This is a genomic window from Sphingomonas sp. LR59 (genome assembly GCF_036855945.1).
In the GTDB taxonomy this organism is placed as follows: Bacteria; Pseudomonadota; Alphaproteobacteria; order Sphingomonadales; family Sphingomonadaceae; genus Sphingomonas.
Map to the genome: position 1 here is coordinate 3,606,496 of NZ_JASPFL010000001.1, position 25,896 is coordinate 3,632,391.

At 66.6% G+C, this 25,896-nt stretch carries 23 protein-coding genes and 1 pseudogene; 9 read left to right on the forward strand and 15 right to left on the reverse strand.

Annotated elements, in window-relative coordinates:
* The first annotated feature begins 151 nt into the window (after positions 1–151).
* Complete coding sequence (locus QP164_RS17015; protein WP_333923886.1) at positions 152–670, forward strand: phosphoribosyltransferase; 519 nt, start codon at positions 152–154, stop codon at positions 668–670.
* A gap of 319 nt (positions 671–989) precedes the next feature.
* Here the strand turns inward: QP164_RS17015 and QP164_RS17020 are convergent, their stop codons facing one another.
* A complete protein-coding gene (locus QP164_RS17020) occupies positions 990–1,379 on the reverse strand; it encodes a glycine zipper 2TM domain-containing protein (protein ID WP_333923887.1) in 390 nt (129 codons plus the stop codon).
* A 384-nt stretch (positions 1,380–1,763) separates the two neighbouring features.
* On the opposite strand from QP164_RS17020, the pseudogene QP164_RS17025 reads away from it, so the two are divergent.
* Positions 1,764–2,560: pseudogene (locus QP164_RS17025) on the forward strand (esterase-like activity of phytase family protein).
* Positions 2,561–2,811: 251 nt separating this feature from the next.
* Here QP164_RS17025 and rpmB read toward each other — a convergent pair.
* The gene (rpmB, locus tag QP164_RS17030; protein ID WP_056053386.1) at positions 2,812–3,111 is read right to left on the reverse strand and encodes a 50S ribosomal protein L28; all 300 of its coding nucleotides are present in this window, start codon (positions 3,109–3,111) and stop codon (positions 2,812–2,814) included.
* 159 nt (positions 3,112–3,270) lie between these two features.
* Here rpmB and QP164_RS17035 point away from each other — a divergent pair, with 159 nt between their 5' ends.
* Positions 3,271–3,489 (forward strand): hypothetical protein, encoded by a 219-nt coding sequence (locus QP164_RS17035; protein ID WP_132895927.1) that lies wholly within the window; start codon positions 3,271–3,273, stop codon positions 3,487–3,489.
* Between the two features lie 39 nt (positions 3,490–3,528).
* Positions 3,529–3,978, forward strand: a complete 450-nt coding sequence (locus QP164_RS17040; protein WP_333923888.1) for a nucleoside deaminase — start codon at positions 3,529–3,531, stop codon at positions 3,976–3,978.
* Between the two features lie 138 nt (positions 3,979–4,116).
* On the opposite strand, the gene pepN is transcribed toward QP164_RS17040, so the two are convergent.
* The gene (gene pepN / locus QP164_RS17045; protein WP_333923889.1) at positions 4,117–6,705 is read right to left on the reverse strand and encodes an aminopeptidase N; all 2,589 of its coding nucleotides are present in this window, start codon (positions 6,703–6,705) and stop codon (positions 4,117–4,119) included.
* Between the two features lie 106 nt (positions 6,706–6,811).
* Here pepN and QP164_RS17050 point away from each other — a divergent pair, with 106 nt between their 5' ends.
* Complete coding sequence (locus tag QP164_RS17050; protein WP_333923890.1) at positions 6,812–8,494, forward strand: M28 family metallopeptidase; 1,683 nt, start codon at positions 6,812–6,814, stop codon at positions 8,492–8,494.
* Positions 8,491–9,327 carry an NAD(P)-dependent oxidoreductase gene (locus tag QP164_RS17055; RefSeq protein ID WP_333923891.1) on the forward strand — a complete coding sequence of 279 codons (837 nt, stop codon included), beginning with the start codon at positions 8,491–8,493 and terminating at the stop codon, positions 9,325–9,327. The genes QP164_RS17050 and QP164_RS17055 overlap by 4 nt, the downstream gene beginning before the upstream one ends.
* On the opposite strand, the gene QP164_RS17060 is transcribed toward QP164_RS17055, so the two are convergent.
* From QP164_RS17060 to QP164_RS17070, 3 genes are all read right to left on the reverse strand, one after another.
* Positions 9,240–10,163, reverse strand: a complete 924-nt coding sequence (locus QP164_RS17060) for a DMT family transporter (RefSeq protein WP_333923892.1) — start codon at positions 10,161–10,163, stop codon at positions 9,240–9,242. The genes QP164_RS17055 and QP164_RS17060 overlap by 88 nt on opposite strands.
* Entirely contained in the window at positions 10,160–11,161 is a 1,002-nt protein-coding gene (locus tag QP164_RS17065) for a threonine aldolase family protein (protein ID WP_333923893.1), read from the reverse strand. The genes QP164_RS17060 and QP164_RS17065 overlap by 4 nt, the downstream gene beginning before the upstream one ends.
* Positions 11,162–11,308: 147 nt before the next feature.
* On the reverse strand, positions 11,309–13,465 hold the full coding sequence (locus QP164_RS17070) for a transglycosylase domain-containing protein (protein ID WP_333923894.1): 2,157 nt from the start codon (positions 13,463–13,465) through the stop codon (positions 11,309–11,311).
* 198 nt (positions 13,466–13,663) lie between these two features.
* Between QP164_RS17070 and QP164_RS17075 the strand changes: the two genes are divergently transcribed.
* Positions 13,664–14,272: an NADPH-dependent FMN reductase gene (locus QP164_RS17075; RefSeq protein ID WP_132737065.1), complete on the forward strand. Its 609-nt coding sequence runs from the start codon at positions 13,664–13,666 to the stop codon at positions 14,270–14,272.
* Between the two features lie 117 nt (positions 14,273–14,389).
* Here the strand turns inward: QP164_RS17075 and QP164_RS17080 are convergent, their stop codons facing one another.
* The 8 genes from QP164_RS17080 to QP164_RS17115 all read right to left on the reverse strand — a co-directional run bounded on the left by QP164_RS17080 (position 14,390) and on the right by QP164_RS17115 (position 21,775).
* Positions 14,390–15,436 carry a sensor histidine kinase gene (locus tag QP164_RS17080; protein WP_333923895.1) on the reverse strand — a complete coding sequence of 349 codons (1,047 nt, stop codon included), beginning with the start codon at positions 15,434–15,436 and terminating at the stop codon, positions 14,390–14,392.
* On the reverse strand, positions 15,436–15,879 hold the full coding sequence (locus QP164_RS17085; protein ID WP_132737071.1) for a response regulator: 444 nt from the start codon (positions 15,877–15,879) through the stop codon (positions 15,436–15,438). The genes QP164_RS17080 and QP164_RS17085 overlap by 1 nt, the downstream gene beginning before the upstream one ends.
* Positions 15,876–17,384: a sensor histidine kinase gene (locus tag QP164_RS17090; RefSeq protein WP_333923896.1), complete on the reverse strand. Its 1,509-nt coding sequence runs from the start codon at positions 17,382–17,384 to the stop codon at positions 15,876–15,878. Before QP164_RS17090 ends, QP164_RS17085 begins: the two co-directional genes overlap by 4 nt.
* A 213-nt stretch (positions 17,385–17,597) precedes the next feature.
* Complete coding sequence (locus QP164_RS17095; RefSeq protein ID WP_333923897.1) at positions 17,598–18,338, reverse strand: exonuclease domain-containing protein; 741 nt, start codon at positions 18,336–18,338, stop codon at positions 17,598–17,600.
* A 65-nt stretch (positions 18,339–18,403) separates the two neighbouring features.
* The gene (locus QP164_RS17100; protein ID WP_333923898.1) at positions 18,404–18,859 is read right to left on the reverse strand and encodes a PH domain-containing protein; all 456 of its coding nucleotides are present in this window, start codon (positions 18,857–18,859) and stop codon (positions 18,404–18,406) included.
* Between the two features lie 330 nt (positions 18,860–19,189).
* Complete coding sequence (gene pgmG, locus QP164_RS17105; RefSeq protein WP_333923899.1) at positions 19,190–20,563, reverse strand: phosphoglucomutase/phosphomannomutase PgmG; 1,374 nt, start codon at positions 20,561–20,563, stop codon at positions 19,190–19,192.
* A gap of 142 nt (positions 20,564–20,705) precedes the next feature.
* Positions 20,706–20,960 carry a DnaJ domain-containing protein gene (locus QP164_RS17110; RefSeq protein ID WP_333923900.1) on the reverse strand — a complete coding sequence of 85 codons (255 nt, stop codon included), beginning with the start codon at positions 20,958–20,960 and terminating at the stop codon, positions 20,706–20,708.
* Positions 20,957–21,775, reverse strand: a complete 819-nt coding sequence (locus tag QP164_RS17115) for a division plane positioning ATPase MipZ (RefSeq protein ID WP_333923901.1) — start codon at positions 21,773–21,775, stop codon at positions 20,957–20,959. Before QP164_RS17115 ends, QP164_RS17110 begins: the two co-directional genes overlap by 4 nt.
* Before the next feature lie 75 nt (positions 21,776–21,850).
* On the opposite strand from QP164_RS17115, the gene panC reads away from it, so the two are divergent.
* Entirely contained in the window at positions 21,851–22,690 is an 840-nt protein-coding gene (gene panC, locus QP164_RS17120) for a pantoate--beta-alanine ligase (protein ID WP_333923902.1), read from the forward strand.
* A gap of 78 nt (positions 22,691–22,768) precedes the next feature.
* On the forward strand, positions 22,769–23,065 hold the full coding sequence (locus QP164_RS17125) for a sel1 repeat family protein (protein WP_132737094.1): 297 nt from the start codon (positions 22,769–22,771) through the stop codon (positions 23,063–23,065).
* 113 nt (positions 23,066–23,178) lie between these two features.
* Here QP164_RS17125 and topA read toward each other — a convergent pair whose 3' ends face one another.
* Positions 23,179–25,797 carry a type I DNA topoisomerase gene (gene topA, locus QP164_RS17130; RefSeq protein WP_333923903.1) on the reverse strand — a complete coding sequence of 873 codons (2,619 nt, stop codon included), beginning with the start codon at positions 25,795–25,797 and terminating at the stop codon, positions 23,179–23,181.
* Positions 25,798–25,896 lie beyond the last annotated feature (99 nt).

The window sequence follows — 25,896 nt, forward strand, 5'->3', positions numbered from 1 at the left end:
TTCAAAGTAATACTTTGAAGGGGCCCTGACGGCGGGAGCCCAGTCTGGGTCCCCGCCTTCGCGGGGAAACAAGGAGTGGGCGTTACACCTGTGGCGCAAGGTGGGCGGGTTTTGAGTGAACTCTTCGCCACGACCCGCTAGCATCCGATCGATGCCGATCTTTACCCCTATCCCGCAGCACGAGTTCGTCGCCGCGATCCACATCCTCGCCGCCAAGCTGGTCGAGGATATCGCGTGGAAACCCGACTACATCATCGGCATCGGCCGCGGTGGGCTCGTGCCGGCGGTGTTCCTCAGCCATGCGATCGGGCTGCCGACCCTGTCGGTCGATTATTCGAGCCAGGTGAAGGACTTTGCCGACGAGCCGCTGGTCAAGCTGGCCAAGCGGACGCGGGATGGCGAGCGGCTGCTGTTCCTCGATGACATCAACGATTCGGGGCGGACGATCACGCATCTGCGCGGTGCGCTCGCTGCGGCGGGGGCGGTCGAGGGATCGGTGCGGTTCGCGATGCTGATCGATAACGTCAGTTCGGCCGAGCGGATCGAGTATTGTGCGCGGACGATCGACAGGGCGGTGACGAAGGACTGGTTCGTGTTCCCTTGGGAAGCGGTGGCACCGGCGGCGGCGATCGCGGAGGATGCGGCCGAAGTGCCCGAGCGGATTGCGTAGCCACCCGACGACCCTCCGCCATCTTTACGACCTACCGTCATCCTGACTTTCGTCAGGATGACGGAGTAGGGCGCTCCGGCACTATCGGTGCGGGGAATGCGCAACTGCAGACGAACAAAGGGCCGGCTTCCGAACGGGAAACCGGCCCTCGCCCTCGATACGCTACGCGAGGGAACTGGGAAACTGGTTGGGCTCAAGCGGGCGGGACGTCGGCAAAGCCGTCGCCCACTCGACCTGGGGTCGGATCAGGCTGGGCCTGCCCGCCGTCCGTGCCGGCGATTGCTCGCTTTCGCTTGCATCAGCCCGGGCGTTGCCGGGCCTATCGGCGGCAGTACCCCGGATTATCCGACTTATCGATCGCGTTACCGGCGAGCGCGCCACCGGCTGCGCCGAGGACTGCGCCGAGCGTCCGATTACCACGGCCCGCGACGGTGTTGCCGAGCAATCCGCCGGCGAGCGCGCCGACGATCGTGCCGCCCGAATTGTCGCAACCGCGACGGCTGCGCGCGTTGTAATTGTAGCGGCGATCGTTGCCGCGATACTCGCGGTAGCCACGGTCGTAGCCATTGTCGCGGTAGCCGCCACCCTGATAGCCATCGTAGCCACGCTCGTAGCGCGAGCCCCAGCGCTGCGCATCGGCGGCGGCGGGAACGAGGGCGGTCGCACCCAATGCGAGGGCACTGGCGGCGAGTGTAAAAGTCTTGAACATCGTGCGTCTCCCGTTGGGGATTTCAGCGGCGGCGGGGGCCGTGCTTCCATCCTCGATGAGACGCTTATGGGTGATTCGCATTGAGCTAAGCCTGAATGCCTCCGTTATCCGCTGTTCATGCTTCCGCGGATCGCCGGACACCCTATGAGGGATGCGATGCGGCGCTTGATCACTGTCCTGTTCGTCGCCGTGAGCGTCTGTGCGATCGAGCCAACTTGGTCGGGCGAAGCGCGGCTCGACCTGCTCGGCACGCATGCGCAGCTGACCGCGACGCGCGTAATGCTCGATCGCACCAACCCGCGGCACGTGCGGGTCGGGGGGCTGACGTATCTGGGGGGCGTGGCGCTTGCCAGCCGCGATCGGGCGTTTGGCGGCTTCTCGTCGATGGACGTCACGCCGACGGCAAGCGGCAATCGCTTCACGCTGCTCAGCGACGGCGGCAACATCGTCCAGTTCGACATGGGCGCCGACTGGCTGCCACACCGGGTCGCGTTCAAGAACCTGCCCGCCGGGCCCGGCATCGGCTGGGAGAAGCGCGACCGCGACAGCGAATCGATGGCGGTCGATCCGGTCACGGGAAAGATCTGGGTCGGGTTCGAGGATAGCAATTCGATCTGGCGCTATGCGCCGGGCTTTGCGCGGTACGATGCGCGGGTGAACCCTGACGCGATGCGGCGATGGCCAGCGAACGGGGGCCAGAATCGATGGCGCGGCTGCCCGATGGTCGATTCGTCGTCATCAGCGAAGAGGCGCATGTCCGGCGGCCGGACTGGTCCGGTTCGGACGAGGAGCGGTTGCATACGCGGCAGGCGCTGATCTTTACAGGCGATCCGACCGGGGTGGGGGTGCCGGAGCGATTCGCGTACGAACCGTATGGCCGGTATGATCCGTCGGATGTCACCGCGTTGCCGAATGGCGACCTGCTCGTGCTCGATCGCGGTTTTCGGCTGCCGTTTATCTTCTCGGCGCGAATATCGCGGGTGGCGGCGCGCGATGTGGCGGCGGGGCGAATCGCGCGTGGTCGGCTGATCGCGACGATCGACGCGCCGCTGATCCACGATAATTTCGAGGGGATCGACACGACGGTCGAGAACGGCGCGACGATCGTGTGGATCGTGTCCGACGACAACCAGATGGTTCTCCAGCGGACGCTGTTGCTGAAGTTTCGGCTGGAGCGGTAGCGGCGGGGCGGGTTTGTCAGCAGTCGCCCGTCGTGCCTTTACCCGTCATTCCAACGCCGCAACCGTCATCCCAGCTTTCGCTGGGATGACGGGCAAGGTGGATGAGGGACCCGGGAGGCGTCTGTGGAAGTACGGGCGCATGCAGACCTCGTGCACCCACGAACGCCAACGGCCCGCCCTGCGAGGTGCAGGGCGGGCCGCGGTGATCGCATCGCCCGCCGCTGCTAAGCGGCAAGCTTCAATCGTCGCTGTTAGGCGGCGACGGCCGAAGCGGCGATCTTCTTGACGACTTCGCGCTTCAGGCGACGAACGCGGAGCGACAGCTTGTCGTCCGAGACCTTCACCAGCCAGTTGTCGAGGCCGCCATTATGCTCGACGGTGCGCAGGCCGTGCGTCGAGACGCGCAGCTTGACGCCCTTCTCGAGCGAATCGGACAGCAGCGTGACGTTCTGCAGGTTCGGCAGGAACGTGCGCTTGGTCTTGTTGTTGGCGTGGGAGACGTTGTTCCCGACCATCCGGCCCTTGCCGGTCAGTTCGCAGATGCGCGACATGTGATTACCTATTCAAGTGTCGGGAGGAACCCCGGAAAGGCGCGCGGATAGCTGGCACGCCGGCTTTCGTCAACCGATTCACGTAAAACGTGTTGTGCAACCGGCAGCGCTCGGCGACGTTGTTACGCTATCGAACTGTTCAAGAAAAGGGGATGTCCTATGCGTACGCTCTTGTCACTGGTCGCGATCGCGGTGCTGGTCGTGGTCGGCCTGATGTATTTCGGGATCATCAACATCGACCAGACCCGCCAGGGCGTCGTCCAGGCGCCGAAGTTCCAGGCCGACGTCGCCAAGGTCACGCTCGGCACCGAGAACAAGACCGTGGCGGTACCGACGATCAACGTCGAGAAGCCGGCCAACAGCCAGGCACCGAACTGATCTTTACGGGCGGGCACGCGCGGGGCAGGGCCTGAGGCCATGTTCCCCGTTCCCGAACCCATGCGCCGCGCGCTCGACGCGGCACGCGATGCGGCGCTGGCTGGGGAAGTCCCGGTTGGCGCCGTTGTCGTTAAGGACGGCATCATACTAGCGACCGCGGCCAATGCGCCGCGCGCGCTGTGCGATCCGACTGCGCATGCCGAGATCCAGGCGATTCGTGCCGCGGCGTTGGCATTGGGGAGTGACCGGCTCGAGGGTTGCGATCTTTGGGTGACGCTTGAGCCTTGCGCGATGTGTGCCGGGGCGATCGCGCATGCCCGGATCGCGCGGCTCTATTATGGGGCGCCCGATGCGAAGGGCGGGGCGGTCGAGCATGGACCGCGGTTTTTTAGCCAGCCGACGTGTCATCACCGGCCTGAGATTTATGCGGGGATTGACGAGACCGAGGCGGCGACGATCTTGCGGCAGTTCTTTGCGAATCGACGGTAGGGGGCGGTGCCGATGTTCCTCCCCTGCAAGGGGAGGTGGCAGCGCATGGCGCTGACGGAGGGGTGACCCACTGTCGACAGGGTGACACCCCTCCGTCGCTTCGCGCCACCTCCCCTTGCAGGGGAGGATCGGTTCAGTTCAGCCTTCCAGGCTCTTAGACGCCTGCTCGAACAAATCCTTCGACAGCCCCGGCGTCCGCACGATCCGCTCCAGTTCCGCGCGCATCAGCCCGGCGCGTTCCGCATCGAACCGCCGCCAGCGGCCCAGCGGCGGCAGGAGTTTCGCCGCGGTCTGCGGGTTGAGGCGGTCGAGCGCGATCAACTGGTCCGCCAGGAACCTATAGCCACTCCCATCGGCGTTATTGAACGCACGCTGGTTCGCGCCGAACGCGCCGATCAGCGAGCGGGCACGATTGGGGTTGGTCAGGGTGAAGTCGGCATGCTCGGCAAGCCCCGCGACGATCGCGCCGGTATCGTCGCGCGACGACTGCGCTTGAGCCTGGAACCACTTTTCGAGCACCAGCGGATTGTCGCAATATTGGCTGTAGAAGATGTCGAGCGCGGTGGTGCGGATCTCGGACTCGCTGCTGACCAGCGTCGTCAGCGCACCCATCCGGTCGGTCATGTTGTCCGCCGAATCGAACTGCGCGAAGGCGAGGTCGGCCGCATCATCCGCGCCGCTCGCGGCTATATAGCCAAGCGCGACCGACCGGAGGCGACGCAGGCCCTTGCCTTCCGGCGTATAGGCATAGGGCTGGCCCTCACCACGCGCGTACGCCTGCCGCCATTGCGCTTCCAGTCGCGTGCCGAGATCGCGGCGCAGCGCTTCGCGGCCACGGAAGATCGCGTCGGGATCGACGACGGCCATCTGGTCGCCGATGAAGCTCTCCGACGGCAGCAACACCGCCTCCGCGACGAAGGCGAGATCAAGATCGGTGTCGGCGAGCGTGTTCGCGACCGCAGCGATCACGCCCTCGTGATCCGCATGCCCGCCCGCCGACGCGACCAGCGTATCGAGCATCAACTGCTGCATCGCCTCGTAGCGCGCGAACGGATCGTCGTCGTGCGCGCTGAGGAAGGCGAGATCGGCGGCGGTGCGGTCGCTCTCGACCACCACCGGCGCGGAGAAGCCGCGGTTGATCGACAACACCGGGCGCTCGGCGAGGCCTTCGAATTCGATCGTGTCGAGCGTGTCGTCGAACAGGACGAGCCGCTCGTCGGTCAGAGCCGCGCCCGACACAGCACCGAACAGCTTCACCCGCAACGGTAGCACCATCGGCGACTTCACCGGCTGGCCGGGCGTCGCGGGGACCTGCTGCGCGAGCCGCAGCGTCGCGCGGTCGCCGTCATGCGACAGGCTCGCCGAGACGCGCGGCGTTCCCGCCTGCGAATACCAGAGGCGGAACTGGGTGAGGTCGACCTTGCCCCCTTCCTCCATCGAGGTGACGAAATCCTCGCAGGTGGCGGCGGTGCCGTCGTAGCGGTCGAAATACAGGTCGGTGCCGGCGCGGAAGCCCTCGGTTCCGAGGATCGCGGCCATCATCCGGATCAGCTCGGCGCCCTTGTTGTAGATCGTCGCGGTGTAGAAGTTGGAGATTTCCTGGTAGGATTCCGGGCGCACGGGGTGCGCGAGCGGGCCGGAATCCTCGGGGAATTGCGACGCACGCAGGCCGCGGACGTCCTCGATCCGCTTGACCGCGCGCGAGCCCTGGTCGGCGGAGAAGCCCTGGTCGCGATAGACCGTGAAGCCTTCCTTCAACGACAGCTGGAACCAGTCGCGGCAGGTGATCCGGTTGCCCGACCAGTTGTGGAAATATTCGTGCGCGACGACTGCGGCGATCGCGTCGTAGTCGTAGTCGGTCGCGGTATCCGGGTCGGCCAGGATGTAGCGCGAATTGAAGATGTTGAGGCCCTTGTTCTCCATCGCGCCGAAATTGAAATCGTCGACCGCGACGATGTTGAACACGTCCAGATCGTACTCGCGGCCATAGGTCGTCTCGTCCCACGCCATCGCGAGCTCGAGCGCCTTCAAAGCGTGGTCGGTCTTGGGGAGGTCGGCCTCGCGCACCCAGATGCCGAGCGATACCGCGCGCCCCGACATCGTCGTGAAGCTGCTGCGGTTTACGGCGAGGTCGCCGGCGACCAGTGCGAACAGGTAGGAGGGTTTCGGGAACGGGTCGTGCCAGGTCGCCCAGTGGCGGCCATCGTCGAGATCGCCCTGTTCGACCGGGTCGCCGTTCGCGAGCAGCACGGGGAAGTGCTTCCTGTCGGCGGTCATCCGGACCGAATAGACGCTGAGTACGTCGGGGCGGTCGGGGAAATAGGTGATGCGGCGGAAGCCCTCCGCCTCGCACTGCGTGCAGAGATTGCCACCCGAAGCGTAGAGCCCCATCAGCTGCGTGTTGCGATCGGGGGCGATCTCGACCTGTGTCTCGACGACATGCGCGGCGCCCGTAAGCGGGATAACAAGTTGCTCGCCGTCGATCCGCCAGTCTTTGATCGCGACGCCATCGACCGTGACCGACAGTGGCTTTTGCCCAGCGCCGTCGAGCCGCAGCGGTGCGCCGTGATCGCCGTTGCGTGTGACCGACAACGTTGCCGTTACGCGGGTGGTGGACGGGTCGAGGTCGAACTCCAGCTTCGTCTCGGGGACTAGCCACTCCGGCGGGGTGTAATCCTCGCGGCGGATGACGAGCGGGTGGGCGAGACTGTTCTGGATATCGAGCATATGCTTGCGAATATAGGGCCGTGGCCGCCTATCGCCAGCCAAAGCTTGCGTGGGTGACGGTGGATGCTACGCCGCTGCAACACGTTCCCTTTGCAAGGATTTCCGGATGTATCGTCCTATCGGCGCGCTCGCGGTGCTCGCGCTTTCTGCCTCTGCCTTTGCACAGATTGCGCCGGTGGCGGTTCCGAACAATGCCGAGTTGAACGCCAAGCTCGCCGCGCCGCTGCCGGCGGATCAGGCGGCGATGAAGGCGCACGTGCTGTTTCTCGCGTCGGATGCGATGAAGGGTCGCGAGGCGGGGAGCCCCGAGTTCGACATCGCTGCGCAATATGTCGCCGCGCAGTTTTATGCGGCAGGCCTTCGTCCCGATGGCGATCAGGGCGGGTATCTCCAGAAAGTGCCGCTGGTGTCGTACAGGGCGGCGAGCAAGGGCGATTTCGTCTGGACCGGCCGCGGGCCTGCGCAGCCGCTCGTGTTCGGTGAGGACTATGTGCCGGCCGCGAACGGCGCGAAGGCGGAGACCAGCGTTTCGGCGCCAGTCGTATTCGTCGGCTACGGCATCGACGCGCCGCAATATGGCCAGGACGATTACAAGGGCGTCGACGTGCGCGGCAAGATCGTCGCCTATTTCGGCGGCTCGCCCGCGCGGTTCGGCGGCGAGGAGCGCGCGTTCTTCGGGTCGGGCGGGACCAAGGCTGCGATCGCGCAGGCCAAGGGCGCGGTCGGCGTGATCACGCTGGAGAGCCCGCGCTCGGCCAAGGTGCGGACCTTCGCCAAGCTGGCCGACTCCTATGCGACGCCGCGGATGACGTGGGCGAACCCCGACGGCACCGGCAAGGTCGAAGCGCCCGGCGCGCCGTCGCTCGGGACGGTCAGCATGGCCGGCGCGGCCAAGCTGTTCGCGGGTGCGAAGACGCCGTGGAGCCGGATCGTGAAGCAGGCGGACCGCGACAACGCGAAGTTCAAGGCGGTGCCGCTGGTCGGTACGCTGACCGTCGCGACAAAGACGAGCTTCGTGCCTGCCACGAGCAGCAACGTCGTCGGCGTGATCCCGGGCAGCGATCCGGTGGTTGGCAAGGAGGTCGTCGTGCTCTCCGCGCATCTCGATCACATCGGCATCACCAAGCCAGTGAAGGGCGACTCGCTCAACAACGGCGCACTCGACAATGCGATCGGCATTGCCAGCCTGATCGAGGAGGCCAAGCGCTTCACCGCCAGCGGGCAGGCGCCCAAGCGCACCATCATGTTCCTGGCCGTCACCGGCGAGGAGAAGGGGCTGGTCGGCAGCGACTACTTCACTAACCACCCGACCGTGCCGCTGACCTCGATCGTCGCGGACGTGAACCTCGACATGCCGATCCTGACCTACAAGTTCGAGGACATGGTGGTGTTCGGTGCCGAGCGCTCGACGATCGGCCCGATCGTGCAGAAGGCGGTGGCGGCGATCGGCGTCGGCCTGTCGCCCGATCCGATGCCGGAGGAGGGGATCTTCGTCCGCTCGGATCATTTCCGCTTCGTCCAGAAGGGGATTCCGTCGGTGTTCCTGTGGCCGGGTCAGAAGGGGCCGGGCAAGGCGGCGGTCGCGTATTTCATGGCGAACAATTATCACAAGCCGTCGGACGACCTGACTCAGCCGATCCTGTGGGATCAGGGCGTGCGGTTCGTCGATGCGAACTACCGGATCGCGCGCGAGATCGCCGACGGGGCGCAGCGGCCGGTGTGGAATGCCGGCGATTATTTCGGAACGCTCTACAAGGGGCCGATGGCTGGTGCGGCGGTGGGCAAATGAGCCGGCTGCTGGTCTTCGGTCTGGGGTACACCGCGTCGCGGCTTGCCGAGCGGCTCGCGGCGGATGGCTGGCATGTCGTCGGCACGACGCGGGACGGGCGGGGTGATACGCTCCGGTTCGACGATGTGGACGCGGTGACGGCGGAGATCGCGGCGGCAACGCACATCCTGTCGTCGGTGCCGCCCGAGCATGAGGCGGACCCGGTGCTCGGGCGCTACGGTTCGCTGTTGCTGCGGACGCGGGCTTGGATCGGGTATCTGTCGTCGACGGGCGTGTACGGCGATGCGCAGGGCGCGTGGGTAGACGAGACGGCGCCGATCGGTGGTGGTCGCAGGAGCGCGCGGGCGGCGGCGGATGCGGACTGGCTGGTGATTGGCGCGCGGACGTTCCGGTTGCCGGGGATCTATGGGCCGGGCCGCTCGCCGCTCGACCGGGTGCGGCAGGGCAAGGCGCACCGGATCGAGCAACCCGGCCAGGTGTTCAGCCGCGCGCATGTCGACGATATCGTCTCGGGCGTGATCGCCGGGTTCGATGCGCCGGCGGGGGCGTATAACCTCGCGGACGACGTGCCCGCGTCGCAGAACGACGTGGTGGCCTTCGCGGCGATGCTGCTCGGGATGCCCGCGCCGCCGTTCGTGACGCTCGAGGAGCTCTCGGCGATGGGGCGCGGGTTTTATAACGAGAACCGGCGGGTGGCTAACGGCAAGGCCAAGCGGGTGCTCGGCTGGACGCCCGCTTGGCCTGACTACCGCGCCGGCCTGCGCGCGCTGAGTGCGATGACCAAGCCGATACCCGACAATATCGCGCCGGCGACGGCCAAGGTCGACCAGTGATAGCGTTCGAAGATCGTCGATAGCAGCATCGCGATCACCGGCACGATGACGCCCGAATAGGCCGCCTTGGCCGGGCCGATCGCGCGGATGACGTTGAAATAGAGCGGGAAGGCGAGCGCGGACGCGAACACGCCGAGATAGAGGATGCCCGCGACATAGCCGAAGCGCGGCTCGAACACCGGTGGCCCGGTGGTGATCCAGGCGAACGCCGCGTCGAGGCTCGCGCCGATCAGCATCGCCATCGCGAGCGTCGGCGCCATCGGATAGCGTTTGGCGAACGCGCTGCCCTGGATGACGTTGGCGACCGAGGCGGCCATCACGCCGCACAGCGTCAGGACGATGCCGATCGTCGCGGAGCGCGGCCCGTGCGGATCGACCCGCGCCTCGTTGACGAATAGCAGCGCGACCCCCGCCATCGCGACGGCACAGCCGACCATCAACTGGCGTCCGAGGCGCTGCTTGAGGAAGATGCGGCCGAAGATCGCGTTGGGGACGAGCAGGAGGGCGAACACCACCGCGACGAGCCCTGAGGTGACGTAATGCTCGGCGCGGTAGACGAAGTTGAAGTTGAACGTGAACAGCGCGATGCCGATCACGGCCGCGAACGCGTAGCCGCGTGCGTCGAACTTGAAGCTCTCGCGCTTGATGGTGGCGTAGATCGCCATCGCGATGCCGGCGACGAGGAAGCGGTAGCTGATCGACCAGCTCGGCGGCACTACCGCGATCTGGTCGCGGATGACGAGCCAGGTCGAGCCCCAGATCAGCGTGACGATGCCGAACGGGATCAGTACGGCCGCGCGGGTCGACTGTGGTGGGTCGGTTGGGCCGGGGGTCATAACTCCCGGATCGCATCGGCGAGCAGGCCGACTGCGTCCGCCGGGCTGTCCCATGCGGTGACAAGGCGGATCTCGCCGGCTGCCCAGTCGTAGAAGTCGAAGCCTTTCGCGCGAAGGGCTGCGGCTTCTTCCGGCGTGGCGCGGAGGAACACCTCGTTAGCCTCGACCGGGTGGACGAGGCGGTCGCCGGCCGCGGTGGCGAGCTTGGCCGCCGCGTCGTTGGCGGCCTTGGCGTTGGCGAGCCAGAGGTTGTCGTCGAGCATCGCGAGAATCTGCGCGGCGAGATAGCGCCCCTTCGACAGCAACAGCCCGGCGCGTTTGCGGCGGTATTGCGTGACGGCGGCAAGGTCGGGCTTGAAGAAGACCAGCGCCTCCGAGCTCATCGCGCCGTTCTTGACGAAGCCGAAGCTCAGAGCGTCGACGCCCGCGCGCCACGTCATCTCGGCGGGGGAGCAGCCGACGCGTGCCATCGCGTTGGCGAAGCGCGCGCCGTCCATGTGGAAGCCTAGTCCGCACGCCTTCGCCAACGTGCCGATTTCCGAGACTTCGTGCGGCTGGTAGACACGGCCATATTCGGTGGCGTTGGTGATCGAGATCGCGTGTGGCTGGACGCGGTGGACGTCGTCGGCGATCGCGTCGATGACGGTGCGGATGGTGTCCGGCGTCATCTTCGCGCCGTCGCCGTCGGCCAGGAACAGCTTGGCGCCGTGGGTGTAGAATTCGGGCGCGCCGCCCTCGTCGTTCTGGATGTGTGCGTCGCGGTGGCAGACGATGCCGCCGTGGGGCGGGCAGAGCGCGGCGAGCGCTAGGCAGTTGGCGGCGGTGCCGGTCGGGACCCAGAGTACCGCGACCTCTGTTTCGAAGAGCGCGGACAGGCGGCCGTCGAGCTGCTGGCTCCACGCGTCGCCGGCATAGGCGGTGTCTAGCGTGTCGGCGGCGGCGATCGCGGCCATGACGTGCGGGTGGATCGTGGCGGCGTTGTCGGAGAAGAAGCGCATGGGTGAGGCATGCTGCGATGCGGTGGTGGCGTCAACCGGGGCAGCGGCTCTATCCCCGTCATCCTGGGCTTGACCCAGGATCCAGAGCCGCAAGCGCTATCGTTTGCGGCTCTGGATCCTGACTTTCGTCAGGATGACGGGATGGCGCTATTGCCCCTCGTAAGGCCCTTGTTCTTCCTCTGGCGGCCTCCGATCGTCGCGTGGTGGCGGGCCCTCCTCGCGGTCCCGGCGCGAGGGACCGACCGAGATCGTGCCGTCTTCACCCATCTTCAGGTTGAAGCCGAGGCCTTCGATCTCGCCCCCCAGCGGCAGCACCGAATTGTCCTGCTCATCCGCTGGCAACGCGTCCGGATCCACCTCTTCCACCGCCGGAGCCGGCGCGGCGATCGGTGCGATCCCCAGCGCGCTCTGCATGAAGTCGCGCCAGATCCGTGCGGGGATGCCGCCGCCCGACAGGCCGGGGTTCGACGAATTGTCGTCGTTGCCGACCCACACGCCGACCACCAGATCGCGCGCGAAGCCAACGAACAGCGCGTCCTTGTTGTCGGACGTCGTGCCGGTCTTGCCGAACGCGTCGACCGTCAGGTTCGCGCCGCGCCCTGTGCCGGTGCGGATCGAGGCCGCCAGCAGGTCGAGCATCTCGTCGTGGATCTTCGACGGCATCTCGGTCGCGCCACCGGTCAGCGACTGGTACCAGCCCTTCTCGCGGACATCGGCGAGCCCGCGCGGCTGGACCGGATATTGCTCGCGCGCGATCGCGGCATAGGCGGCGGTCAGTTCGAGCAGCGACACGGTCGAGGTGCCGAGGCCGATCGTGGCCTCACTCGGGATCGGCGTCGAGATGCCGAGATCGCGCGCCGCCTTGATCACCGCCTTCACGCCGACCTGTTGCGTGAGGCGTGCGGCGGCGACGTTGGACGAGCGCGCGAACGCCTGACGCAGCGTGATCGTGCCCTGGTAGCGGCCGTCGCTGTTCTTCGGCGTCCAGTCGCCGATCGTCACCGGGCGGTCCTCGATCGTCGAATCGGGCGTCATCCCCTGACGCATCGCGGCGAGGTAGACGAACAGCTTGAAAGTCGAGCCGGGCTGGCGCCGCGCCTGAGTCGCGCGGTTGAAGGGGCTCTTCGCGTAGTTCTTGCCACCGACCATCGCGACGACGCGGCCATCAGGACGCATCGCGACCAGCGCTACCTGTGCTTCACGCAGGCCCGCGCGCGCGACGGTGCGTTCGGCGGCGCGCTGGAGGCGCGGATCGAGCGTCGTCTGGACGGTCGCTTCGGTCTTGATCTCGCCGGCCTGATCGCGCGCCTCGGGGAGAATCCAGTCCGCGAAATAGGTGCCGTTGGGGAGCTGCGACGGGCGGCTGCCGAGCACGCGCTGCGGCTGGACCGCGTCGCCCTCGGCCTTGGTCAAGAAACCGGCATCGACCATCGCGCCGACCACGACGGCCTCACGCTTGCGCGCGCCTTCGAGGTTGGAGGTGGGGGCGAGGCGCGACGGTGCCTTGACCAGACCGGCGAGCATTGCCGCCTGTCCCACGTTCAGCTTGTCCGGCGTACGGCCGAAATAATGCTTGGCCGCGGCGCTGATCCCGTAGGTGTTGTCGCCGAAATAGACGTTCGAGAGATAGCGCGAGAGGATCTCGTCCTTCGACAGCCAGGCCTCGAGCCAGAACGCGATCATCGCCTCGCGGATCTTTCGCGTCGCAGTGCGATCCGAATCGAGGAACGCGTTCTTCGCCAGCTGCTGGGTGATCGTCGAGCCGCCCTGGCGGACGCCGCCCGAGCCCATGTTCGCCCATGCCGCGCGCGCGATGCCACGGGGGTCGATACCCCAGTGCGAGTAGAAGCGTCGGTCCTCGATCGCGAGGAACGCCTGCGTGACATGCGGCGGGAGCTTGGCCGCATCGACCGGCTTGCCGATGATCGCACCGCGCCGGGCGATCGGCGTGCCATCGTCTGCGGTCAGCGTGATCGAAGGCGGGGTGGGCGGCTGGAGCGACTTCGACAAGGGTGCAGTGATCGCCAGCCAGATGATCGCGATCACCAGCAGGACGATGCCGATCCCGAAGCCGCGCAGAATCCAGCGACCGATCGGGCGCTTGCGGCGCGGCGCGCGGGTCGTCGCGTAGGGCGGCGGCGCGTCGCGGTCGTCATACGGCTCGAATGCGTCGCCGTCCCGCTCCGCCTCGTATTTCTGGCGCAGGCGTTCGCGTTCGGTGATCAGCCGCTCGCGCTCATAGGCATAGGGCTCGCGGTCGCCGCTTGAGCTGGAACGGTTGGTGTCGAAGGGGTCGGGGCGCATCGGTCGTTCCAGCGGGTTGGCCAAGCGGCGGACATCAGGTGTATTATCGTCATACGACAGCTCGGGCAAGCCTGTGACCGGCGTATGCACATGCTTAACGTGTACGGGGGCTTAGCGACAGCGTTCGTGGTGGTCGTGGAGCGAGAACGGACGCAAGCGCTGTTGTCTTCGCGCGACGAAACGGGGAAGAGCGGGTGCATGACGTTCGAACAGGATGAAACCGTGACCGCTCCCGATACTCTTCCCTTGGTCGTTGGCATTGGCGGCACGATCGGCGGGGTGTCGTCGACCGAGCGCGCGCTGCGGATCGCGCTCGATGCGGTCGAGAAGCAGGGTTTCCGCACGCAGATGTTCGGCGGCGCGGACATGGCGCGGCTGCCGCTGTACGATCCGAAGGCGACGACGCGGACCGCGGACGAACGCGCGTTCGTCGAGGCTGTCCGCGGCGCATCCGCGGTAATCATCGCCAGCCCGGGCTATCATGGCAGCATCTCCGGCGTGGTGAAGAACGCGCTCGACCTGCTCGAGGAGACGTCGCGCGACGAACGGCCGTATCTGGCGGACATGCCGGTCGGACTGATCGCCACCGCCTATGGCTGGCAGGCGACCGGCAGCACGATCGCGGCGCTGCGCTCGATCGTCCATGCGCTGCGGGGGTGGCCGACACCGTTTGCGGCGGCAATCAATACGCAGGTGACGAAGTTCGACGACGAGGGCGGCGCGAACGATCCTGCGGTGATCGAGCAGCTGCGGCTGGTCGGGCGTCAGGTGGCGAGGTTTGCGCCGTTGTCGGAGCCTGCGAACTAACAGGTTGGCGCTATCGTCCGTTCGTCCTGAGCGAAGTCGAAGGATACGCCCCAAGCGAGGGTGCTTCGACTTCGCTCAGCACGAACGGGGTAGGGGCGTTCTGAGGTGTCGTACCCTTTACCGTACCGCCGCGCGGAGGGTGGCTCTGACGCCGGTGTGCGTCGGGTCGTACTCCACGATCGTCTGCAGGCTTTGCGCCATCGCACGGATCAGTTTCGTGCCTAGACCGGTGCCGCGTGGGACGGCGTCTTCGGGGATGCCGCAGCCATCGTCTTCGACCGCCAGCAGGAAGATGTCGTCGTCGATCCGGCGCAGCGCGACGCGAACTTCGCCGCCGCCGGTGGGGTAGGCGTATTTGCAGGCGTTGGTGACGAGTTCGGTGACGATCACGCCGAGCGATACCGCGCGGTCGGTCGGCAGGCGGATCGGTTCGGCAGCAAGGCTGAGCGCGCGCGGGAGGGCGTCAGTCGACCAGGTCTCGGCAAGTTCGTCGACCAGTGCGCCGAGATATTCCTGCATGTCGACACTCTCGACATCGTTGCTGGTGTAGAGTCGGCGGTGGACCTGCGCGATCGCCTGGATGCGGCGCTGCGTATCCTCCAGCGCCTCGCGCGCGGACGGGTCGGTGAGCGCGGTCGCCTGGAGGCGGACCATCGCCGAGACGAGTTGCAGCGAGTTGGCGACGCGGTGGTTCACCTCGCCGAGCAACGCCTCGAGCCGGGCGTTGCTGGCGCGGAGATCGGCTTCGGCGGACGCCTTCTCCTGTTCGAGCAGGGCGCGCGCGCGGACCTGTGCAAAGGACGCTGCGAGCAGGTCGAAGAAATCCTCCCCGACGGTCTTTACGACGTAATCCGACGCACCGGCCTTCAGCGCGGCGACCGCGATGCGGCCTTCCTCGGAGCCGGTGACGTACACGATCGGCGGATGATCGGGCAGGCGGCGGAGCGCTTCGAGCGTCTCCAAGCCGTCCATGCCAGGCATATAGTGATCGACCGCGATCAGGTCGAAACGCTCGGCCGCCGCCTTGACGACGCCCTCCGCGCCGGTCTCGGCAACCGTCATGCGGTAGCCGCGGCGTTCGAGCGCGCGCGCCGCCAGCCGCCGGATACCGGCGTCGTCGTCGATGTAGAGGACGCCAGGGGACAAAGGCACGGTCGTCGGCATCAGCTCTCGACGTCTGGAACCTGGATCACCGACAGGAACAGCCCGAGCTGGCGGATCGCCTGCGCGAAACTCTCATAATTGACCGGCTTGGTGATGTAGACGTTGCAGCCCAGATCGTAGCAGCGCTCGATCTCGACCTTGTCGTCGGTGGTGGTCAGCACGACGACGGGCGTACGGCGCAGCGGGCTGCCCTCCGCCTTGATCCGCGTGAGGATGTCGGTGCCGCTCATGTCGGGCAGGTTGAGATCGAGCAGGATCATCGCCGGGCCGCTTTTCGCAGGCCCGTCGGCGGCGTTGAACAGGAAGTCGAGCGCGCTGGTGCCGTCGGTGAAGTGCTTGATGTCGTTCAGGATCCCGGCGCGACGGATGTTCTTCTCGATCAGCCGTGCGTGGCCCTCGTCGTCCTCGATCATGACGATGCCGACGGTCTGGTGCTGGTTCATGCCGTGATATCCTGGATCGTCAGTGCGCTGGGAAGATTGAGGCGGAAGGTCGCGCCGTCGCCGAGCGTCGACTGCACGTCGATCGTGCCGTCGAGACGATAGGCGAGTGCGCGGACATGCGCGAGTCCGATGCCTTCGCCCGGCTGGTCCTGCGGTCCCGAGCGGCGGAACAGGTCGAACACGCGCTGGTGATCGCGCGGATCGATGCCGCGGCCGTTGTCGACCACCGACAGGATGACGCGGTTGCGTTCCTTGTGACCGCGCACGACGATCTCGCCGGGGCGGCCGGGTTTCAGATACTTGGTGGCGTTCTCGATCAGGTTCGACAGGATCTGTTCGAGCGCGAGGCGATCGGTGACGACCGCGGGGATCGGCCGCTCGACGCGGACGACCGCGCCGCGATCATCGATGACGTGCTGCATCGATCCGATGATCGTGTCGACCAGTTGCGCGGGGTCGATATGCTCGGGCGCGATCGTGCGGCGGCCTTCGCGCGACAGCTTGAGGATGGCGTTGATCAGCCGGTCCATCTTCTGCGTCGAGGTGCGGATGAAGCCGATCGCCTCGGGCAGATCCTCGCGCGCCGCCAGCCGGGCGTCGGCGGTGAGGATGTGTGGCGCTTCGGCTTCGGCGCGGTCGACGAGGTCGGCGAGCGGTCCGGCCGCAGTCGCGAGTTCGGCGGTGAAGCCCATCACGTTGACCAGGGGCGAGCGCAGATCGTGGCTGACGATATAGGCGAAGCGCTGGATCTCCTCGTTCGCGCGGCTGAGATCGGCGGTGCGCGTCGCGACCTGATCCTCGAGCGATTCGTTGAGTTCGCGCAGGCTGTCGCGCGAGGCGGCGAGATCGGCGGTGTAGCGGCGGATCACCAGGATCGCGAGGATCGCCACGACTAGCAGCAGCGCGGCGGCGAGGCCCGCGACCGAGAGGAAAAGCGCGCTGCTGCGTTGCTGGCGTTGGGTACGGATCGCGAGCAGGCGGACCTCGTCGGCGGCCATCGCCTGGAGGCGGTAGCGGATGCCGCGCATCAGCGGCACGCTGGCATCGACTGCGAACCGGCGCTGTGCCTCGGCGATCTGGCCCGACGCGACCAGTGCCATCGATTGGGTCCTGAGTGCGCGCAACCGGACGAAGCGCGGCTCGATCCGATCGAGTCGCGTGATCTGTGCGGGGTTGTCGTGGGTCAGGCGGCGCAGCGTGGCGATCGAGGGGACGATGTTGCCCGCGCTGCGCGCATAGGCGGTGGCGAAGAGCGGCTTCCCCGCCAGGACATAGCCACGGCGTGCGGTCTCGGACTGCTCCATCTGGATCTGGAGCGTGGCGATCGCCTGGCGGACGTCCTGCGTGTGGAGGATCTCGGCGGTGTAGGTGCGGTTGCGGATCGTGATCCAGCCGATCGCGATCGCTGCGGCGGCAAGCGCGATGAAGCCGAGCGTCATGAACGCGACCAGCCAGCGGGCGACCCGCCCCTCCGACGAGGGCAATTTCAGACGGACGCTTACCATTGAGGCCGATCTACGTCAGCGCCGGTCGTTACGCCAGCGATACTGGCTAGCCGTGAAGCAAGGGGCGCGCCCGCTTCACGATCCTCACCGGCAAGGGGGAGGTGGCGCGGAAGGCGACGGAGGGGGAGGATACGGAACATTGGTTTCCCTTACCTCCCCCTCCGTCTGGCAAGCGCCAGCCACCTCCCCTGGCGGGGGAGGATCATAGGGGTGCTACAGCAGCAGGTCCTGCGCGCTGGCTTTGCCGACGCGGCCGCCGCCGCTGCGCCGGTCCATTTCGTGGTTGGCGGTGAAGCGGATGTCGGGGTCGCGGTCGGTCATGAACGCCATCAAGGTCTCGTGATCGAGCTCGGACCATTCCTTGCCGCGATCGGGGCCGTAACGGACGCGCGGGATGAGGCCGGGGTCGCGCGACCATTCGAGCAGTTGCGCGAGACTCGCTTCGTTGAGCATGTCGCGGAGGTGGAACGCGGTGACGTACGCGTCGGGGAACGCGCGGTGCGCGGGCAGGCCGCGCTCGTGCTCCATGCCGTGCGGCTTGCGCCAGTAGCGCAGCACCTGGTTCGAGAAGCTCGGGCTATCGGGCCAGAGGCGGAGCGCGCATTTCCAGGTGCAGATCCACTCGGCATCCCGGGTCAGCGCAGACGTGCAGAATTTTTGCTCGAAATCGGCGCGGTGCGCAGCCAGCGCGAGGCGGCGCGGCCAGGGGTCGAGCACTTGCCGCGCGCAATCATGCCAATAGGGCGCGTCGGCGACCTGTTCGTCGAGGATGTGGTGGATCGCCTGCGTCACCGGCGGGATGAGGCGGCCGGGATTGACGAGGATGCTGCCGCCTTCGCCGTAGATCTCCCAACGGCCGTCCTCGCCGAGCGCGACGTCCTGCCAGCCGATCTCGCAGACGCCGTGCGCGGGCGGGGCTGAACCGGTGGTCTCCAGGTCCACGACCCGGATCATCTGCGGTTGCTGTTTGGGCTTGGGGTAGGGGGCGCCATGCCCGCCATGTGGGGACAAAAGCGCGCTTAATCCAGCGCGTATGCGTTCTCGTGGTCGATATCCATCTCGCGGACGCCGCGACGTTGGCGCGCGCGGTCGACCAGCTTGCGCAGGCCTTCGCGGCGGTCGCGCGCCATCGGGATATCGCGGAGGACGAATTCGCCGCCGCCCGTCGTGCGGTCGCTGGAGGTGAGCGTAATCGTGCCGATGTCGGTCATCTGATTGAGCAGCGAATAGCCAAGGCGGACGTCCTTGATCCGGTAGAGCTCGATCTCGTCGATCGTCTTGAACAGGATGCCGCGCCTGATGATCAGGCGCTGGTCGGTGATCTCGTAGCTGGCGCTGCGGTTCTTGAGCCAGCGGACGCCGATCAGGACGAAACCGACGCCGATCAGGCAGGTGACAAGGGTGCCCCAACCTGCAAAGCTGCCGAGCAGCCAGCGGCGCGTGCTGGAGCGGAATTCGTCGACTGGGCGCTCCACTTGGGGACTCCTTGGGGTGGTGGCGGGACGGTAGGCTGGGGCGGTCGCGTGTCAATCGTCCTCCCGTTCTCCCGCGGAGGCGGGAGTCCAGGGTTCCGGGCGCCGGCATTCGTGGCTTCTGGACCCCCGCCTTTGCGGGGGAACGGTTAGTTTCGCGTTACGTCGCGAGCCTCGGCGCTCGCCGGGCGTCAAATTCTGCGACCATCCCATCCCCTGCACCACCCCGGCGAAGGCCGGGGCCCAGTTGGGGGACGTTGCTAACGGTACGCGGCACTTCGTTATGTCCACCTTTCCAACTGGGCCCCGGCCTTCGCCGGGGTGGCGGCCTTGTTATGGTACCGATCTCGCAACACCGCTGACCGCGAGTTGCGCGTCGACCTCCGCGAGCAACGCGTCGAGCGCCGCCTGATCCTTCGCCTCCGCGCGAACCGTAAGCATCGCCTGTGTGTTCGACGCGCGGAGGAGCCACCAGCCTTCGGGTGTCGTCACACGCGCGCCGTCGGTGAGGTTCATCTCCGCGCCATCCTCTTTCAACCGCGCGATCACCTCGTCGACCACCGCGAATTTGCGCGCGTCATCGACCGGAAAGCGCAGGTCGGGCGTCGCCACCAGCGCCGGCATCGCGTCGCGCAGTTCGGTCAGCGAGCGACCCGACAGATGCACCGCACGGATCAGCCGCACCGCCGCATACAGCGCATCATCGAAACCGTAATACTCGCCGGCGAAGAACAGATGCCCGCTGAGTTCGCCTCCCAAGGGCGCGCCGGTGCGGGTCATCGCGGTCTTCATCAGGCTGTGGCCGGTGGGAGCCATCACCGGCTCACCGCCCAGCTCGGCGATTCGGTCGAACAGCGCTTGGGACGACTTTACGTCGGCAACGATCGGCGCGCCCGGATGCTCGCGCAGCGCAGGTTCGACCAATATGGAGAGGATCTGGTCGCCCCAGATTACCCGTCCCGACCCGTCGACTGCGCCGATCCGGTCGCCATCGCCGTCGAAGGCCAGTCCGAAATCGAGGTTGTTCTCCGCGACCAGGCTCTTCAGATCGGCGAGGTTCGATTCTTCGGTAGGATCGGGATGATGGTTGGGAAAATTGCCGTCGACTTCGGCGAAGATCACATGATGCTCACCCGGCAGCAGCTGGACGAGCTTCTCGATCACCGGGCCGGCGGCGCCGTTGCCGGTGTCCCAGCCGATCCGGTACGCACCGCCTGCATAGCCCAGCATCAAGCGGCCGACATAGGCGTCGAGAACGTTGGCGGTCGTGACCTCGCCCGCACCTTCGCTCCAGGCGCCCGACGCGGCGAGTGTGGCGAGGCCCTGGATGTCGTCGCCGAAAAATGGCGCGTGGGCGTGTACCATCTTGAAGCCGTTATACTCGGGGGGATTGTGGCTGCCGGTTACCTGGATGCCGCCATCCACTTCTAGCGTCGCCTCGGCGTAATAGAGCATCGGCGAGGTGCTGAGGCCGATCCGGACGACGTCGACGCCGCCCGCGGTGAGACCGGACACGAGCGCGGCTTCGAGTTCGGGAGAGGAGTTGCGGCCGTCATAGCCGACCGCGACGCGGGTGCCGCCGGCGGCGCGGATGCGGGTGGCGAAGCCTCGGCCGATCGCGACGGCGTCGGCGGGGCCGAGCGCTCTGCCGACGATCCCGCGGATGTCGTATTCGCGGAGCGAGGTCGGGTCGAACTGGTGGGTCATGGGCCTCTCTCCAATCTCGGTTGCGTGTGGGATTACCCTACCACCGTCACCCCGGACTTGTTCCGGGGCCACGGTGCCGCGCTCCCACAACTATCGAGAGTGCGGAACGGTGGATGCCGGAACGAGCCCGGCATAACGGGGGTTACCGGGTCCGCTTCAGCAGGAGGTCGCGCGCGGCGTTTACCCGGCGGGTCAGGTCGGTGGAGCCACCGCGATCGGGGTGAACCGAGGCGATCAGGCGGCGGTGCGCACTGCGGATCGCGTCGGCGTCCGCATTGCGATCGATGCCGAGGATCGAGCGCGCTTCCGCTTCATCCGTGACTACGCGCTGCTTCGGCTTGGGCCGCAGGTAATGCCACGCCGCCCAGATAAACAGCGCGGCTACGATCCACTTCACGCAGCCACATCCGGTGCGCGCTCGGCGACCACCTCGGGCAACTGCAATGCGGCCATCATCTCGCGCAGTTCCTGGCGCGCAGCGACATGCGCGAGGCCCATGCTGCCGAATGCCTTCGAATCGATCATCGTCAGGCCGGCGGGGAACATCTCGCGGTAGATCACGCGTTCGCCGAGCCCCGGAATGATCCGGAAGCCGACGCGCTTGGCAAGTTGCGCGAGCGCATCAGACACGCGGCGCATGTTGCGCGCCTCGATGTGCTGGAGGCGGTTGCGCAGTACGACCCAGTCGATCGTGGTGCCGTCGGCGCGCGCGCGCTGCTTCCGCGCATCCCAGATGAGCTCGGAATAGAAGCTCGGACGGGTCACCTGATACGTCTCGGGATCGACCTGACCGATCAAATCAAAGTCGACGAAGCTGTCGTTCATCGGCGTTACCAAGGTGTTCGCCAGAGCGGCGGCGGTACGCGCGAACGGATCGTCGCGGCCTGGCGTGTCGACGACCAGGAAGTCTGAACCCTCGCACAGCGAATGCCACAGGTCCTCGAACTGATCCTCGCTCTGCTCCGACAGCGTCGCGTGACGTGGCATCGGCAACACCGAGCCGTTGCGCTTCATCGTCTCGGCGCGGTTGTCGAGATAGCGGCCGACGGTGCGCTGGCGGTGGTCGAGATCGAGGCACGCGACGCGCGCACCCTTGGCGGCGAGCGCGATCGCGACGTGCACCGCGGTCGTCGACTTGCCGGTGCCGCCCTTCTCGTTGGCGAACACGATGACGTGCGGCGAAGCGGGGGTCTGTTCGGGGCCCGTGGCCAACGCGCGTTTCCTTATTGATCGTAACAGTCACCCTTCATAGAAGCCGCGACCGCACTTATCGAGTAGGAGTTTCACGTGGACACCGTCCGGGACCTTAATGCGTTGCGCGAAAGCGTCGCCGCCTTCCGTGCGGCGGGGCAGCGCGTCGCGCTCGTCCCGACGATGGGCGCGCTCCACGCCGGCCACGTCGCGCTGATCGAGGCGGCAAAGCGGCCGGGGACGAAGGTCGTCGCGTCGATCTTCGTCAATCCGACGCAGTTCGGGCCGAACGAGGATTTGTCGCGCTATCCGCGGCGCGAGATGGCCGATATCCGGATGCTGACCGAAGCTGGATGCGACCTGCTCTGGCTGCCGTCGGTCGAGACGATGTATCCCGAGGGTTTCGCGACGTCGGTACGCGTGTCGGGCGTCAGTGAGGGCTTCGATGGCGCCTCTCGGCCCGGTCATTTCGACGGCGTCGCGACGGTCGTGTCGAAGCTGTTCAACCAGGTCGGCCCCGATGCGGCGTATTTCGGCGAGAAGGATTACCAGCAGCTCGCCGTCGTGCGGCGGTTCGTCGCAGATCTCGATTTCGCGATCGATATCGTCGGGGTGCCGACGCAGCGCGACGACGACGGTTTGGCGATGTCGTCGCGCAACATCTATCTCGATGACGAGCAGCGCAAACAGGCGATCGCCTTGCCGCGCGCTCTGGGTGTTGCGGCGCGGGCGATCGCGAAGGGCGAGGACGTGGAGTCGGTGCTGGACGATGCGCGGACGACGTTGGTCGGGGCGGGGTTCACGATCGATTACGTTGCTTTGGCGGATGCCGAGACGCTGGCGGAGAACCCGGCGGCGGATCGACCGCGGCGGTTGCTGGCGGCTGCGCGGATGGGCGCGACGCGGTTGATCGATAACATCGCGGTAGAGTTGTAAAAAACGAGCGTTAACCCATTAACCATTTCGTAGTCGGAATCGCCGCAGTCTGTCCTCACGAACATTGGGGGCAAGACCATGGGCAGCAGTCTCAAGAACGCGAATATTACGATCGAACGCCGTCTGGCGGATGCCGCGCGCGGCGACGACCGGGCGTGCTACGAACTGGGGATGGTGTATTCGACGGGGACGTCGGGTGTCGTTCTCGATCTGATCGAGGCGCATAAGTGGTTTAACCTGGCGGCGGTGTCGGGGAACATCGCCGCGCAGGAATGTCGGGCGGAGATCGCCGAGGACATGACCGCGCGGGAGATCTCGGTGGCGCAGCGCGCGGCGCGGGATTGGATGCAACTGACACAGCGGCGGGCTGCTTGATCTGAAAACTCCCCTTCCGCTTGCGGGAGGGGTTGGGGAGGGGATCACCGCGAACGTCGCGTTCGTGGGGTATTTCGGTCCCTCCCTAGCCCCTCCCGCAAGCGGGAGGAGAATTAGGCTTCGACCTTCTTCTTTGGCGCGGCTTTCTTGGCGGGGGCCTTTTTAGCGGGAGCCTTCTTGGCTGGAGCCTTCGCCTCAGCCTCGTCCTTGGACACTGCCGTCTTGGCCGGCGCCTTCTTTGCCGCCGGCTTCTTGGCGGGCGCTTTCTTCTTCTTTGTCGCCGGTGCCGCCGCGGCGCGTGCGTCGATCAGTGACGCGGCTTCCTCGAGCGTGAGCTGGTCCTTTTCGATCGACTTGGGCAGCGTCGCGTTGGTGGTGCCGTCGGTGACGTAGGCGCCGTAGCGGCCTTCCATCAGCTTGATCTCGGCCTCGGTGCGCGGATGGTTGCCCAGCACCTTGAGCGGTGCCTGCGCCCCGCGCGCGGTACGTCCGCCGCCCGCTGCGGCTTCGGCGAGCTTCACCACCGCTGCATTCATGCCCGTCTCGAACACGTCCGCAGTCGTCTGGAGTCGGGCGTATTTGCCCGCATGCTTCAGGTACGGGCCGAACTTGCCGATCGTCGAGATGATCGGTTCGCCGGTTTCGGGGTGGTTGCCGACTGTGCGTGGCAACGACAGCAGCTTGACCGCCCATTCCAGGTTCAGCTCGCCGATGTCCTTCGGGATCGAGGCCATCTTGCGGTCCTCGCCTTCGCCGATCTGCAGATACGGGCCGAAGCGTCCCGATTTGCGCTCGATCGGCTGGCCCGTGTCGGGGTGCGTACCGAGCGTCGACGGGCCGGCATCCGCCTCGGCGTCGCCGCCGGGCTGCGCGAAGCGGCGCGTGTACTTGCACTCGGGGTAGTTCGAGCAGGCAATGAACGCGCCGAACTTGCCACCGCGCAGCGCGAGCTGACCCTCGCCGCAGTTCGGGCAGAGACGGGGATCGCCGCCGTCAGCCTTTGCCGGGAACAGGTAGGGCGCGAGGAAGGTGTCGAGCTCGGCGGTAATCGCGGAGGGCTGCTGCTCCATCACCTCGTTGGTACGCGGCTTGAAATCGCGCCAGAACGCGTCGAGCACCGACTGCCACTGCGCGCGGCCGCCGGAGACGTCGTCGAGCTCTTCCTCCAGTTCGGCGGTGTAGTCGTAGCCGACGTATTTCTCGAAGAAGCGCTCGAGGAATGCCGTCACCAGCCGCCCGCTCTCCTCGGCGAAGAAGCGGTTCTTCTCGATCCGGACGTAGGCGCGGTCCTTCAGCGTCTTGATGATCGACGCGTAGGTGGACGGGCGGCCGATGCCGAGCTCCTCCATCCGCTTGACCAGCGAGGCTTCGGAGAAGCGTGGCGGCGGCTGGGTGAAATGCTGCTCGGCGTCGACCTTCTTCTTGGCGGGCGAATCGCCTTCGCGCATCCGCGGCAGGCGGCGGGCGTCCTCGTCGGCAGAGTCGTCCGACCCTTCCTCGTACAAGGCGAGGTAGCCGGGGAAGAGCACGACCTGGCCGGTGGCGCGCAGGATGTTGCGGCCGGTGCCGTCGGCCATCTCGACCGTCGTGCGCTCCATCCGCGCCGACGCCATCTGGCTGGCGAGCGCGCGCTTGAAGATCAGGTCGTAGAGGCGTGCGTGATCGCCGCCGCCGGCCTTGTCCTTGCCGAAGTCGGTCGGGCGGATCGCTTCGTGTGCTTCCTGTGCGTTCTTCGCCTTCGACTGGTATTGGCGTGGCTTGTCCGGGACATAGCTCGCGTCGAAGCGGTTCGCGACGGCCAGACGCGCGGCGCTGATCGCGCTCGAATCCATCTGCACGCCGTCGGTACGCATGTAGGTGATCGCGCCGTCCTCGTAGAGGCCTTGCGCGATCCGCATCGTATGATCCGCCGAGAAACCGAGTTTGCGCGAGGCTTCCTGCTGGAGCGTGGACGTGGTGAACGGCGGCGGCGGGTTGCGACCGGCGGGCTTGGTCTCGACCGACTGGACCGAGAAATTGCCGTCGAGCACCGCCTGCTTGGCGCGCAGGGCATCGCCTTCGTTACCGATCGAGAGACGGTCGAGCTTGTTACCTTCGAACTGCGTGAGGCGCGACGTGAACGCGGTGCCGTCATGCTCCATTTCGGCCGTTACCGACCAGTATTCCTGCGGCTTGAAGACGTCGATCTCGCGCTCGCGCTGGACGATCAGGCGGAGCGACACCGACTGGACGCGGCCGGCGGACTTGGCACCGGGCAGCTTGCGCCACAGCACCGGCGAGAGCGTGAAGCCGACGAGGTAATCGAGCGCGCGGCGGGCGCGGTAGGCGTCGATCAGGTCGTCGTCGAGCTCGCGCGGGTTCTTCATCGCCTCGGTGACAGTGGCCTTGGTGATCGCGTTGAAGGTCACGCGCTCGACCTCCTTGGGCAGCGCTTTCCGCGCCCGCAGGACTTCACGAACGTGCCAGCTGATCGCCTCGCCCTCGCGATCCGGATCGGTCGCGAGGATCAGGCGGTCGGCGAGCTTGGCGAGATCGGTGATCGCCTTCAGCTGCTTCGACTTGTCGGCGTAATTCTCCCACGTCATCGCGAAGGCGTCGTCGGGATCGACCGAGCCGTCCTTGGGCGGCAGGTCGCGGACATGGCCGTAGCTGGCCAGGACGCGGTAATCGCTGCCCAGATACTTCTCGATGGTTTTGGCCTTGGCAGGCGATTCGACGATGACAAGCTGCATGGGGAAACCGGGGTCCTTACGTGTACGCGTACGAGGGTGACGGCGTCGGGGTGGCCGCGTCAACCCGGGGACGATCCGGAATGACGTGCATCAAGTGCC

Excerpts from the sequence above, each read along its gene's own strand:
- QP164_RS17015 (WP_333923886.1), top strand. The coding sequence starts at position 152 with ATGCCGATCTTTACCCCTATCCCGCAGCACGAGTTCGTCGCCGCGATC.
- QP164_RS17020 (WP_333923887.1), bottom strand. The coding sequence starts at position 1,379 with ATGTTCAAGACTTTTACACTCGCCGCCAGTGCCCTCGCATTGGGTGCG.
- rpmB (WP_056053386.1), bottom strand. The coding sequence starts at position 3,111 with ATGTCGCGCATCTGCGAACTGACCGGCAAGGGCCGGATGGTCGGGAAC.
- QP164_RS17035 (WP_132895927.1), top strand. The coding sequence starts at position 3,271 with ATGCGTACGCTCTTGTCACTGGTCGCGATCGCGGTGCTGGTCGTGGTC.
- QP164_RS17040 (WP_333923888.1), top strand. The coding sequence starts at position 3,529 with ATGTTCCCCGTTCCCGAACCCATGCGCCGCGCGCTCGACGCGGCACGC.
- pepN (WP_333923889.1), bottom strand. The coding sequence starts at position 6,705 with ATGCTCGATATCCAGAACAGTCTCGCCCACCCGCTCGTCATCCGCCGC.
- QP164_RS17050 (WP_333923890.1), top strand. The coding sequence starts at position 6,812 with ATGTATCGTCCTATCGGCGCGCTCGCGGTGCTCGCGCTTTCTGCCTCT.
- QP164_RS17055 (WP_333923891.1), top strand. The coding sequence starts at position 8,491 with ATGAGCCGGCTGCTGGTCTTCGGTCTGGGGTACACCGCGTCGCGGCTT.
- QP164_RS17060 (WP_333923892.1), bottom strand. The coding sequence starts at position 10,163 with ATGACCCCCGGCCCAACCGACCCACCACAGTCGACCCGCGCGGCCGTA.
- QP164_RS17065 (WP_333923893.1), bottom strand. The coding sequence starts at position 11,161 with ATGCGCTTCTTCTCCGACAACGCCGCCACGATCCACCCGCACGTCATG.
- QP164_RS17070 (WP_333923894.1), bottom strand. The coding sequence starts at position 13,465 with ATGCGCCCCGACCCCTTCGACACCAACCGTTCCAGCTCAAGCGGCGAC.
- QP164_RS17075 (WP_132737065.1), top strand. The coding sequence starts at position 13,664 with ATGACGTTCGAACAGGATGAAACCGTGACCGCTCCCGATACTCTTCCC.
- QP164_RS17080 (WP_333923895.1), bottom strand. The coding sequence starts at position 15,436 with ATGCCGACGACCGTGCCTTTGTCCCCTGGCGTCCTCTACATCGACGAC.
- QP164_RS17085 (WP_132737071.1), bottom strand. The coding sequence starts at position 15,879 with ATGAACCAGCACCAGACCGTCGGCATCGTCATGATCGAGGACGACGAG.
- QP164_RS17090 (WP_333923896.1), bottom strand. The coding sequence starts at position 17,384 with ATGGTAAGCGTCCGTCTGAAATTGCCCTCGTCGGAGGGGCGGGTCGCC.
- QP164_RS17095 (WP_333923897.1), bottom strand. The coding sequence starts at position 18,338 with ATGATCCGGGTCGTGGACCTGGAGACCACCGGTTCAGCCCCGCCCGCG.
- pgmG (WP_333923899.1), bottom strand. The coding sequence starts at position 20,563 with ATGACCCACCAGTTCGACCCGACCTCGCTCCGCGAATACGACATCCGC.
- QP164_RS17125 (WP_132737094.1), top strand. The coding sequence starts at position 22,769 with ATGGGCAGCAGTCTCAAGAACGCGAATATTACGATCGAACGCCGTCTG.
- topA (WP_333923903.1), bottom strand. The coding sequence starts at position 25,797 with ATGCAGCTTGTCATCGTCGAATCGCCTGCCAAGGCCAAAACCATCGAG.